Origin of the sequence: Aequorivita viscosa (genome assembly GCF_900106795.1) — a bacterium.
GTDB lineage: Bacteria > Bacteroidota > Bacteroidia > Flavobacteriales > Flavobacteriaceae > Aequorivita > Aequorivita viscosa.
Window position 1 is genome coordinate 68,946 of sequence record NZ_FNNS01000015.1, and the last position, 12,499, is coordinate 81,444.

Here is a 12,499-nt window from a genome sequence, read left to right on the forward strand (position 1 = left end):
GAAATACAAGGACTCATCGCTCAAAAAACAAACTTTCCAAATTAATAAAATAGTTGAAAGCCAAAGAGCTTTATTCTACTTCTTGCACTAATAACCAAGCATCAGGATTTTCGCTACTTTGTATTTCCCGAAGTTTATTTAAAGCTTCAATTCTGTCTTTAAAACTTGCATAAACTACTTGGTGTAAACCAAAGCGGGTGGTTCCAATATTCATAGGTGAATATCCTTTTTCGCGTAGTTGATCTATTTTTTTGTCTGCATTTTCCTCCATTCTAAAAGCTCCAGCGACAATATGATATTTGCCAATTTCTTTTGGAAGTTGAAGGCTTACAACTGGCAACGGATTTTCAATAACAAAAGTAGCTTCCTGAATTTGGCTTTCCATTAAGGAATTGGCTTTTTGGCGCTCTGCAAAATTATACTTCTGAACTTCGCCTTCATAATACTTCATCCCACCAAAACCTGTTGCTAGAATTGCAATCGCTGCAACGGCGGCATATTTTAAATAAGGTCTTGTGCCTTTCTTTTCGGGAGATAGAACAATAGGTGCTTTCTCTTGTGTTGAAACAGTTTCCGTTTCAACTTTACGACTGATTTGTGGTGATACAAAACTAGCAAGTCCAAATGATGCAGTGTTGAAGTTTTGTTTATGAAGTGGCTCAAATTGGATAGAGTGCTCTTCATTCAATGAGAACTTTCCGATTTTATCAAGCGAAACAGTATTTCCCGAATTTAATTCTGAAATTAAACGAGCAGCAAAATTGCGAACTTTCTGAAGCGCACTTTCATAGCTGCATTTTTCCACTGAAGCAACATAGTTAGCCAACAATCCATCATTTACCTGAAGTTGCCTGTTAAACGACAAAACCTTTGATGGAGGGTTAAATGTATTGGAGTTTTCGTCGATAGACGCAGGTCTATATCGCGTTAAAAAAGCGCCAAAACCAGGGATAATTACGCACTCGTAACGGTACAATAAATCGGATATGTATGTGGAAAGTTGCATAGAAACAAAGTTAGCCATTTTTAAGGGCTATCCAATTTTTGTTTTCGGAATTTATTAACAACAAAAATTATTGTATTTTTAAATTTCCTCCCCACTGAAACTCAATGACTATGCTGTCTAAACAAGAACTTCGATATACCCTTGCTTTGCAACGAATACCTAATTTGGGAGACGTTTCCGCTAAGAAACTTCTGCGGAAAGTGGGTTCGGCTGAAGGAGTTTTTAATGAGAAAAAAAGCAATCTCGCCAAAATAGATGGCATTGGGGTAGTGCGTCTCAGGGAAATAAACATGAAACAGCAACTGGAGCAGGCTGATGAAGAACTTCAGTTTATTGAAGACAATAAAGTGGCATGGAGTTATTTTCAGGATAAAAATTATCCAGAGCGATTAAAGCACTGCTTAGATGGCCCTGTTTTACTTTTCCAGCGGGGAAACATCGATTTGGGCAACAAAAAAATCATCAGTATTGTCGGTACTCGAAAAATAACAAGTTATGGAAACGCTTTCTGTCAAAACCTTATTGAAGAATTGGCGCCTTTGAATCCTGTTATTGTTTCTGGGCTGGCGTATGGAGTAGATATTTGTGCCCACAAAGCGGCTATCGAAAACAAGCTTCAAACAATAGGTTGTTTGGCGCACGGCTTAGATCAAATCTATCCTAAAGACCATAAAAAATACATTGCTAAAATTGAAGAAAACGGAGGTTTTTATACTGAGTTTTGGAGTAGCGACAAATTTGACAAAACGAATTTCCTAAAACGTAACCGAGTTATCGCTGGGCTCTCGGAAGCCACTATTGTTATAGAATCTGCAGAGAAGGGTGGAAGCCTTGTTACTGCCGATATAGCCCATTCTTATAACCGCGAGGTTTTTGCACTTCCCGGTAGAGCAACAGACCCGCAAAGTAAAGGTTGTAATAATTTGATAAAACAACAAAAAGCACAAGTACTTACCACGGCGGCAGACATTATTTATCAACTTGGATGGGAGTTAAAGGAGGCTTCAAAACCAAGGCAAACACAGCTTTTTGTTGAACTTGATGAAGAAGAGAAAATAATCTTTCGGTTTTTAAAAGATAAGGAAAAAGAACTGTTGGATGTTATCGCCCTTGAATGTAGCCTGCCAGTTTTTAAAGTGGCAACTATTTTGATGAATATGGAGCTAAAAGGTGTGATTAGGCCCTTGCCAGGGAAATTGTTTCAGTTGGTTTGAAGACTATTGGGCCTAAACTAGAGGGCTTAGCTTTAACTTTTAATAAATATAGCCACTTCCGAAGGTTCGGGATCATGAATTTTCACGAATTCACTCGTTTTCTGAAAACGTTAGCTTAAATGATTTACGATCTATTTCACGAAAGTGACAGGCTTTCAGTCTGTTTTAAAGCCTATGCTACTTTAGTTCATAATTGTTTTGTATATCCGTTTTTTGTCATACCAGTAAAAAGGCCTGCGAATATCTGCGACTCGAGCGATAGCGAACTGGCGAAGCAAATCAGCGGGAAACAAAAATCTGAGAATGCGAAATATATCCCGCCAATCAAGCGGATTAACGCAGAATAAATGGAAGTATTTGTTGTTGGAGACTTTATATCAAAGTTGTTATTCATAGCTTTATGGTATTTTGCGGACAATCAATAATTGTTTAAAAGGAGTTAAATCTTAATTCCGAGCTATCTGCTTTCATTGCTAAATCATTCCTAAATCATTTCAAATAAAAGATGCAATCAAGTATCTTTGAACCTATGGACAATGCTTCAATAACCCTGCAAGTTTCAACGCTTCCAGATTCGCCTGGGGTTTATCAATATTATGATAAAGAAGGTAAAATTCTGTATGTAGGTAAGGCGAAAAATCTTAAAAAACGGGTTTCTTCATATTTTACCAAGACGTTCGACAATAATAAAACGCGCATTCTTGTTAAAAAAATAGCGACGATTAAGCATATTGTTGTAGAAACTGAAACCGATGCGCTGTTACTTGAAAACAACTTAATTAAAAAATATCAGCCACGTTACAATGTGTTGCTGAAAGACGATAAAAGTTATCCGTGGATTTGTATTAAGAAAGAGCGTTTTCCGCGCGTTTTTTCCACACGCCAAGTAATTCGGGACGGTTCGGAGTATTTTGGTCCTTATACCAATATGAAAACCGTTCATATTCTAATGGACTTAATTCGAGGATTATATCCGTTGCGGACGTGTAATTACGATTTATCGGTAAAAAATATAAAAGCTGAAAAATTCAAGGTGTGTTTGGAGTATCATTTAGGAAACTGTCTGGGGCCGTGCGAAGATTTATTTTCTGAAAACGAATACAACGAGAATATTGATGCCATTCGAAATATTGTAAAAGGAAATTTTAAAGAATCGCTTCACAAGTTTAGATCCCAAATGAAACAATTGGCTTCCGATTTAAAGTTTGAAGAAGCACAACGCATAAAGGAAAAGATAGATGTTTTAGAAAACTATCAGGCAAAATCTACCGTTGTAAACCCAAAAATAAACAATGTAGACGTGTTTTCCATTATTTCGGATGAGCTGTATGGATATGTAAATTTCCTTCAAATTTCACACGGAGCTATTATCCGTTCGCATACGTTAGAAATTAAGAAAAAATTAGATGAAACCGACGAAGATCTGTTGCAGCTTGCTATCGTAGAACTTCGGCAGCGTTTCAATTCCTTGTCTAAAGAAGTGTATGTTCCTTTTGAAATAGATTTGGGCGAAGGCATAAAAACCCACGTTCCTAAACTCGGTGATAAAAAGCATATTCTGGATCTTTCTAAACGAAATGCGAAATATTATAGAATGGATCGGTTTAAGCAAGCCAAAATAGTCGACCCAGAACGTCATGAAAAACGCATTATGGCACAAATGAAAAAAGATCTCCGCCTTTCTGAAGAACCTCGCCATATTGAATGCTTTGACAACAGTAATATTCAAGGAAGCAATCCGGTGGCTGCTTGTGTGGTTTTTAAAAACGGAAAGCCTAGCAAAAAAGATTACCGAAAATTCAACATAAAAACTGTTGTCGGTCCAGACGATTTTGCGTCTATGGAAGAAGTGGTGTATCGTCGTTATAAAAGATTGCTTGAAGAGGAGCATCCCTTGCCGCAATTAATCATCATAGATGGGGGAAAAGGACAACTTTCTTCGGCTTTAAAAAGCTTAGACCAATTGGGTTTACGAGGAAAAATTGCAATAATAGGAATAGCCAAACGCTTAGAAGAACTTTTTTATCCCGATGACCCCATTCCGCTTTATCTAGATAGGAAAAGTGAAACTTTAAAAATTATTCAGCAATTACGTAACGAAGCACACCGTTTTGGAATTACCTTTCACCGAAGTAAACGCAGTAAACAAGCTTTAGATACCGAATTGGAAACAATTCCGGGCATTGGCGAGAAAACGATTGTACAGCTTTTGGGGCATTTTAAAAGTAAAAAGCGAATTGCCGCCGCCAGCTTTGAAGAACTTTCAAAAGTTGTAGGAGCGAGTAGAGCTAAAAAATTGATTCAACACTTTGCCAAAAAGGAGTGAGACGTGGTGAGATTTGAGATTTAAGAAATACCATAAGTGTTATGCAACATAACATCTATAATGCGCATTCGGACTCCTAATATCTAATATCCAACGTCACTTTAAAAGACTAATAAATGAAAAAACTACTCTTAATACTATTCGTAATAATTACGGGCATTTCTTTAGCACAAGAAACAAAGAAAGACGACCTAAAAGTAGGTTTGGTGTTAAGTGGAGGAGGAGCAAAGGGCTTAGCTCATATTGGTGCGTTAAAAGTAATTGAGGAGGCTGGCGTTAGAATAGATTATATTGGTGGTACTAGTATGGGCGCAATAATTGGGGCTTTGTATGCTTCTGGCTATTCGGCAAAACAGTTAGACAGTATTTTTACGCAAACTAACTTTAGAACTTTAATTCAAGATGAAATTCCGCGTGGTTCTAAAACTTTTTACGAAAAGGAGGAGTCTGAAAAATATGCGCTTATTTTACCTTTTGAGAATTTTAAAATAGGTATTCCCTCGGGGCTTTCAAAGGGTCAAAATCTGTATAACTTGCTATCCCGACTCACAAACCACGTGAGCGATGTTTCAGACTTTGAAAAATTACCAATTCCTTTTTTTTGCGTCGCAACCGATGTAGAAACGGGCAAAGAGGTGATTTTGGATAAAGGATATCTTCCTCAAGCCGTATCTGCTAGTGGCGCATTGCCATCTCTTTTTAGACCAGTAGTAATTAATGACACGGTGTTATTTGATGGTGGCGTAGTAAACAACTACCCCGTAGATGAGGTCCGGGCTAAGGGTATGGACATAATTATTGGAGTTGATGTACAAGATAGTCTAAAAACGCGAGACAAACTGCAATCTGCTTTTCAGGTTTTGGTTCAGGTAAATAACTACCGAACCATTCACGATATGATCGATAAACGTAAAAAAACAGATATATACATCGACCCAGACATAAATGATTTTAGTGTAATTTCTTTCGATGCGGGTCGTAATATAGTATCTTCGGGAGAAGAAAGCGCATCTAAGTTTAAAGAAGAGTTAAAGCAACTTGCACAACTTCAGAAACCTGTAAAAAAGGAGCAAATAACTTTTAAAAATCTGGATACTGTTACCATAGATGAAGTAGAAATTTATGGTAATAAGCGCTATACAAGAAGTTATGTAATGGGAAAGCTGAAACTAAAAACGCCCGCCAAGCTATCTTATAAAGAGTTTAGAGATGGTATTAATAATATTTCGGCTACCGGTAATTTCCAAAGTATTAATTATAAGTTTGTTATCGACAATCAAGGTAAAAACAAATTAAAGGTTCAGTTGGAAGAAAATACTTCTCAAATGTTCCTACGCTTTGGTGCACATTATGACGATTTATTTCGAACAGCCGCTCTTGTTAATATTACACGCAAGCGATTGTTTACAAACAATGATATTGCTTCATTAGACCTTATTGCTGGAGATAATCTTCGGTATAATTTTGATTATTATATAGATAAAGGGTATTACTGGAGTGTAGGTTTTAGCTCCAAGTACCATTTTTTTGAAACAGGTGTGCCACTTAGTTTTGTCAATGTAGATGCTCCAATAGATACACCTTTACCAATTAATAAATTGTCTATAAAGTATAGCGATTTTACCAATCAATTATATTTTCAAACTCCTTTTAGAAGAACCTTTGTGTTAGGTGGTGGTGCAGAACATAAATACTTGCGATACTTATCCGAAACCATCGGAACCGACAGAAACAACTTGCCTCGCACAGTTTTTGAAAGCACCAATTACTACAGCGCTTATGGTTTTTTAAAGTACGATAGCTACGATAATAGTTTCTTTCCAAAAACAGGAGCATATTTCTCTGGCGATTTTCACTGGTATCTTTTTTCGCATGGAATGAATATAGATTTTGAACCATTTTCTATTGCAAAAGCAAAAATGGGATATGCCTATACATTTTATGAAGATTTATCAGCTCATATAACTGCCGAAGGAGGGTTTAAATTGGGAGGAAATGAAACATCTACACTAGATTTTGCTCTCGGCGGTTATGGATTTAAAGAAATGAACAACATTATTCCATTTTTGGGGTATGATGCTATTTCAATTCGAGGGAACACGTATCTCAAATCATCTCTAACGTTAGATTACGAAATTTTCAAAAAAAACCATATCACTGCTGGAGTTAATATTGCCAACGTAGGAAATGATCTTTTTGAAGATGGAAAATGGATTGATGGTATAGATTATTCAGGCTATTCTTTAGGCTATGGATTAGAAACCATTCTGGGCCCAATGGAAATTAAATACTCCTATTCTCCTGAGCTTGCTGAAAGCGAATGGTATGTAGCGTTGGGATATCGTTTTTAAGAGTTCCAGAAGTTTAAAACCTGTTCTTTTTCTTAATTGGTTCGTATGCGTTATTACGTTGCGTCGAATTATCTAAAATTATTAAGAATATAGTCAATGTATATATTGCACTAGACTGTCTTTACGTAATCTTTATAAGTGCATTGTGGGTAAGCTTCTTTTAGTATTCCATTTATTCGATATCAGGATATTTTTTTCGATATTTGTGGGATAAACATTTGAAATTATGCCCTTTTATCACAAGCTAGGTAAAATTCCACCTAAACGTCATACTCAATTCCGTAAGCCAGATGGAAGTCTATATTCCGAACAACTTTTTGGCACCGTAGGTTTCGACGGGATGTATTGCAATATCTATCACGAGCACAGACCAACGCAAGTAAAGCAAATTAAAAAACAGTACAGCGTGGCGCCAAAAATTGCAAGTGCCAATAATATGCTTTCCTTACGACTTGATGGCTTCGCTATAAAACCGGAAAAAGACTTTCTTAGCAGCAGAAAAACAGTGCTCACAAATAGCGACTGTAGTATTATCCTTGCCGCACCACAGGAGTCGCTAAGAGATTATTTTTATAAGAATACCGATGCCGATGAAGTAATCTTTATCCATAAAGGCAGCGGAAAACTGCGCACCTTCTTAGGGAATATCGATTTCAAGTACGGCGATTATCTAGTGATTCCGCGTGGAATTATCTATCAAATCGATTTTGATTCCGAAGACAACCGGCTTTTTATTGTAGAATCGAGACAACCCATCTACACACCAAAAAGATATAGAAACTGGTTTGGACAGTTGCTCGAGCATTCGCCATTTTGTGAACGCGACATCAGGAAACCTGAGCAATTGGAAACGTACGACGCAAAAGGGGAGTTTTTGGTAAAAGTAAAAAAGAATGACGATATTTTTGAAATGGTCTATGCCACGCATCCTTTTGATGTTGTCGGATACGATGGTTATAACTATCCCTACGCCTTTTCAATTCACGATTTTGAGCCAATAACAGGCCGCATACACCAACCGCCACCGGTGCATCAAACATTTGAAACGACCGCAATGGTAATATGCAGTTTCGTGCCACGTTTATACGATTATCATCCAGAAAGCATCCCTGCCCCATATAACCATAGTAATATCGACAGCGATGAGGTGTTGTATTATGTAGATGGCGATTTTATGAGCCGAAACGACATTAAACAAGGACAGATTACGCTGCACCCTGCAGGAATCGTGCACGGGCCACACCCAGGAGCAGCGGAGCGAAGTATAGGAAAAACCGAAACTGAAGAATTAGCCGTAATGGTCGATACATTTAAACCTTTACAAGTTACTGAAGATGGAATGAAACTTTCTGATGGAACATATTATCAAAGTTGGTTGGAGTAATCCTTATGGTTTTATAACTGATTACTTTAAGATATTTTGAAAATCTTGAATAAAGTTAATAGTTCGGGTAAAAAGAAATAATAAGCTATTTTAGCGGTTTGTTGGATTTAGGTAATCTAATCTTTTGATTAGTATTATTCCGCTAATTAATAAATCATTTAATTGAATATTATGAGTAAAGAAATTAAGTCGGTCGAGTACGGCCTAGAAAAAATTTTTGAAGGAGCAGAAGACTTTCTGCCCCTGTTGGGAACAGATTATATCGAGTTTTATGTGGGAAATGCCAAACAGGCAGCACATTATTATAAAACAGCTTTCGGCTTTCAATCGTTTGCCTATAGAGGGCTGGAAACCGGTTCAAAAGACACTGTTAGTTATGTGCTCAAGCAAGATAAAATTCGCTTAGTACTTACTTCTCCTTTAAATAGCAAATCCCCAATAAACGACCATATAGTAAAACACGGAGATGGTGTAAAAGTTATTGCACTTTGGGTCGAGGATGCTAGAGCCGCCTATGAAGAAACCACCAAACGAGGTGCCAAGAGCTTTATGGAACCAACGGTAGACAAGGATGATCACGGAGAAGTGGTGCGTAGCGGAATTTATACCTATGGCGAAACCGTTCACATGTTTGTAGAAAGAAAGAATTATAACGGAAAATTCCTACCTGGATTTAAAGAATGGAACTCAGATTACAATCCAGCGCCAACAGGATTTAAATTTGTTGACCACATGGTTGGAAACGTGGGCTGGGGCGAAATGAATACATGGGTAAAATGGTATGAAGATGTAATGGGCTTTGTGAACTTCTTATCGTTTGATGACAAACAAATTACTACAGAATATTCAGCGCTAATGAGTAAAGTAATGTGTAACGGAAATGGACGAATCAAGTTTCCTATTAACGAGCCTGCAAAAGGAGTCAAAAAATCACAAATTGAAGAATATTTAGATTTTTATGAAGGTCCAGGCGTTCAGCACATCGCAGTTGCTACAGACGATATAATTAAAACCGTTGCAGATTTAAGATCTCGTGGGGTTGAGTTTTTACCACCTCCGCCACAAGCATACTACGACGATATTCCGCGTAGATTGGGAGACCATATGAAAATAATGAAAGAAGACATCAAAGAGCTTCAAAAACTTTCAATATTGGTTGATGCTGATGAAGAAGGCTACCTTTTACAAATTTTCACCAAACCTGTTCAAGATAGGCCAACACTGTTCTTTGAGATTATTCAACGAATGGGAGCAAAAGGCTTTGGTGCAGGAAACTTTAAGGCACTTTTCGAATCAATTGAACGTGAGCAAGCCCAAAGAGGTACTTTGTAACTTACTCAACGTACATTAAAGTTTTAGGGCGTAAGAAAATAATCGAGGACTTTTGGTTCTTTTTCTTACGCCCTTCTTGCTTAAAAAACATGTTGTCATTTTTTTGGAACAGTAATTGTAATTTTCTTCGAAACAGAACTTATTATTCTTATGAAAAAAATACTTCCAATATTCTTACTCCTTTTTATAACCGCAATATCCTTTGGGCAAAAAGAGGCCTATGGCGATGGAGAATGGTTTAAATTTAGAGTCCATTATGGTTTCGTAACCGCTGGTTATGCAACCCTTGGAGTTGAAAGTAAAACCCTAAAAGGGAAAGAAGTGTATCACGTACGCGGATTTGGAGAAACAGTGGGGGTTTCAAGATGGTTTTTTAAAGTAGAAGACGATTACCAATCTTACATCGATAGCGAAAAAAATATCCCTTATAAATTTATACGAAAAATAGACGAAGGTGGATATACTAAAGATATTGAAGTAGATTTTGACCATAACCTAAAAAAGGCGACAGTAAAAGATAAAAAACACAATGAAACTTCAGTTTTCTCGTTCCCTGAGGAAACGCAGGACATGATTTCTGCTTTCTACTACCTTCGAAATAATTTAGACACAAAAACAATAAAAGAAGGTGATGTTATTGAAATGAATATGTTTTTTGATAAAGAAAACTTCAAATTCCAGTTAAAGTTTATTGGTCGAGAAGTTTTAAGCACTAATTTTGGCCGGGTTAATACGCTTATCTTTCGACCGTATGTGCAATCTGGTCGTGTTTTTAAAGAAAAAGAGAGTCTAACTGTGTGGGTAAGTGACGACGATAATAAAATCCCCTTACTTATTAAAGCTAATTTGGCCGTGGGATCGCTTAAAGCAACCTTGTCGGAATTTAAAGGGTTAAAACACTCATTTAAAATAATAGCAAAATAATAATTTATAATACTGAAAATTCCCCTGCATTGAAGAATTTATTTATAGCTGTACTGTTTATTTCACTTTTTACAGCTTGCGAAAATCATACTGATGAAATAGTCGAACCAACAGAAATTGAAACCGAAATTTTAATAGAGCAATACGGTTACTTACTTAACGACTTTAATGTAGTTCGTGATACAATTAGACCGGGCGATACTTTTGGTGATATACTTTTTGCCAACGGAGTTTCTCACGATAAAATCATGGAAGTGGCAACCAAGTTTAGAGATAGTTTCGACGTGCGCCGAATGGTTGTTGGCAAGCCTTATGTTTTACTTAATTCGAAAGATTCGCTCAATACCACGCAGGTTTTTATCTATGAATCTAACAAAATAGACTATGCAGCCGTTGATTTTCGCGATTCTATTTCTATAAATAATCGTCAAAAACCTGTTCGATATGAAGAACGTGAAGCTTCAGGGGTAATAAGCAGTTCGCTATCAGCTACAATGGAAGAGCAAAACCTAAGCCCTTACATGACCGATCAATTAGCAAACATTTATGCGTGGACTATTAACTTTTTTAAACTTCAGCCTGGAGATCGGTTTAAGGTTATTTATACTGAAAAATTTATAGACGATACCATCCCTGCTGGTTTGAAAGAAATAAAAGCAGCATACTTTGAACATCGTGGAAAACCGTTATATGCTTTTAAATTTGACATAGATTCTCCTGAAAAAATTTCTGGATATTATGATGAAGCAGCCAATAATTTGAAACGTGCATTTTTAAAAGCGCCAGTTAAATTTAGTAGAATATCTTCTCGATACAACCTTAACCGAAGAATTAAATATTATGGATACAAAGTACGTCCGCATAGAGGTACTGACTTTGCTGCGCCTATTGGCACTCCTATTTTAGCGACGGCAGATGGGGTTGTTACTAAATCGGAATATAGAGGTGGTAATGGAAACTATGTTAAAATCCGACATAACGGAACCTACGAAACGCAATACCTTCATATGAAAGCTAGAAATGTAAAAGTTGGCCAATATGTAAGTCAAGGGGATATTATTGGTTGGATTGGAATGACCGGAAATACAAGCGGTCCGCACGTTTGCTATCGTTTCTGGAAACACGGTAAAGAGGTAGATCCGTTTCAGGATGATACTCCATTTTCTAAACCACTTCCAAAAGAATTACACGATGCTTATTTTTCAATTCAAACACCGTTAAAAGAGAAGTTGGACTGTATTGTGTTCTAGAAATACATCTAATCTTTCCTGACGTTTTTTTTGTTTATAAACGCTATCTTTGAAAATCTAAAAAAATCAACGAAAAAATGGACAGATCTATTCAAATTATCCACTCCTATTGGGCTTATCTAGTGTTGCTTGTTGTCGTACTTGCAACAATTAATGCGCTTGCCGCATTCTTTTCAAAAAGGGAATATGCGCCGAAAGACTTCAGAATTTCCCTTTTTGGACTTATTGTAACACATATTCAATTATTAATTGGATTGGTTTTGTATTTTACCTCACCAGTTTGGGGATTAAGCAGCATTACAAATATGGGAATGGCTGCAGTTATGAAAGATTCTACCGCACGTCTTTTTGCGGTTGAACACCCTCTTATTATGATTTTAGCAGTCGTTTTTATAACAATTGGGTATTCAAAACATAAAAAGAATTTGCTTTCGCATAAAAAATTTAAAACCCTATCTATTTTCTACAGTATCGCTTTAGTGTTAATGCTAAGTAGAATTCCTTGGAATCTTTGGTTTTAATAATTGATTGATGAAATAGCTGTGAACGTAATTTCACAGAGTTGTATTAATAAAAATAGGCGTCCGTTAATTCGAACGCCTCTTTTTATGGTATAATGTCCCGTCCTGAAATAGCGATACACTAAAACCTTAGAGTAATGAAAACATCAGAAAACAGTGGGTATAGGAAACGTACCCAAAAAGACTACTCA

The 12,499-nt window shown here is 36.7% G+C and carries 10 protein-coding genes; 9 read left to right on the plus strand and 1 reads right to left on the minus strand.

Annotation, left to right across the window (positions count from 1 at the left end; translation table 11 throughout):
* Positions 1–70: 70 nt before the first annotated feature.
* Positions 71–1,024 (minus strand): HU domain-containing protein, encoded by a 954-nt coding sequence (locus BLW28_RS10005; protein WP_234946492.1) that lies wholly within the window; start codon positions 1,022–1,024, stop codon positions 71–73.
* Positions 1,025–1,119: 95 nt separating this feature from the next.
* On the opposite strand from BLW28_RS10005, the gene dprA reads away from it, so the two are divergent.
* From dprA to BLW28_RS10050, 9 genes are all read left to right on the plus strand, one after another.
* Positions 1,120–2,220: a DNA-processing protein DprA gene (gene dprA, locus BLW28_RS10010; RefSeq protein ID WP_073220041.1), complete on the plus strand. Its 1,101-nt coding sequence runs from the start codon at positions 1,120–1,122 to the stop codon at positions 2,218–2,220.
* 119 nt (positions 2,221–2,339) lie between these two features.
* Positions 2,340–2,567 (plus strand): hypothetical protein, encoded by a 228-nt coding sequence (locus BLW28_RS10015; RefSeq protein ID WP_073220000.1) that lies wholly within the window; start codon positions 2,340–2,342, stop codon positions 2,565–2,567.
* Positions 2,568–2,725: 158 nt separating this feature from the next.
* Positions 2,726–4,546, plus strand: a complete 1,821-nt coding sequence (gene uvrC, locus BLW28_RS10020; RefSeq protein WP_394331662.1) for an excinuclease ABC subunit UvrC — start codon at positions 2,726–2,728, stop codon at positions 4,544–4,546.
* A 116-nt stretch (positions 4,547–4,662) separates the two neighbouring features.
* Positions 4,663–6,897, plus strand: coding sequence for a patatin-like phospholipase family protein (locus BLW28_RS10025; protein ID WP_073220006.1), 2,235 nt, complete (start codon positions 4,663–4,665; stop codon positions 6,895–6,897).
* Between the two features lie 226 nt (positions 6,898–7,123).
* Complete coding sequence (locus BLW28_RS10030; protein ID WP_073220009.1) at positions 7,124–8,281, plus strand: homogentisate 1,2-dioxygenase; 1,158 nt, start codon at positions 7,124–7,126, stop codon at positions 8,279–8,281.
* A 171-nt stretch (positions 8,282–8,452) separates the two neighbouring features.
* Positions 8,453–9,613, plus strand: coding sequence for a 4-hydroxyphenylpyruvate dioxygenase (gene hppD / locus BLW28_RS10035; RefSeq protein ID WP_073220013.1), 1,161 nt, complete (start codon positions 8,453–8,455; stop codon positions 9,611–9,613).
* Between the two features lie 150 nt (positions 9,614–9,763).
* Positions 9,764–10,537 (plus strand): DUF3108 domain-containing protein, encoded by a 774-nt coding sequence (locus tag BLW28_RS10040; protein ID WP_073220016.1) that lies wholly within the window; start codon positions 9,764–9,766, stop codon positions 10,535–10,537.
* Between the two features lie 29 nt (positions 10,538–10,566).
* Entirely contained in the window at positions 10,567–11,787 is a 1,221-nt protein-coding gene (locus BLW28_RS10045; protein ID WP_073220020.1) for a peptidoglycan DD-metalloendopeptidase family protein, read from the plus strand.
* Between the two features lie 77 nt (positions 11,788–11,864).
* On the plus strand, positions 11,865–12,308 hold the full coding sequence (locus tag BLW28_RS10050) for a hypothetical protein (RefSeq protein ID WP_073220022.1): 444 nt from the start codon (positions 11,865–11,867) through the stop codon (positions 12,306–12,308).
* The last annotated feature ends 191 nt before the right edge of the window (positions 12,309–12,499 follow it).

Coding starts and splice junctions, on each gene's coding strand:
- BLW28_RS10015 (WP_073220000.1), top strand. CDS start 2,340: ATGATTTACGATCTATTTCACGAAAGTGACAGGCTTTCAGTCTGTTTT.
- BLW28_RS10050 (WP_073220022.1), top strand. CDS start 11,865: ATGGACAGATCTATTCAAATTATCCACTCCTATTGGGCTTATCTAGTG.
- BLW28_RS10005 (WP_234946492.1), bottom strand. CDS start 1,024: ATGGCTAACTTTGTTTCTATGCAACTTTCCACATACATATCCGATTTA.
- hppD (WP_073220013.1), top strand. CDS start 8,453: ATGAGTAAAGAAATTAAGTCGGTCGAGTACGGCCTAGAAAAAATTTTT.
- BLW28_RS10040 (WP_073220016.1), top strand. CDS start 9,764: ATGAAAAAAATACTTCCAATATTCTTACTCCTTTTTATAACCGCAATA.
- uvrC (WP_394331662.1), top strand. CDS start 2,726: ATGCAATCAAGTATCTTTGAACCTATGGACAATGCTTCAATAACCCTG.
- BLW28_RS10030 (WP_073220009.1), top strand. CDS start 7,124: ATGCCCTTTTATCACAAGCTAGGTAAAATTCCACCTAAACGTCATACT.
- BLW28_RS10025 (WP_073220006.1), top strand. CDS start 4,663: ATGAAAAAACTACTCTTAATACTATTCGTAATAATTACGGGCATTTCT.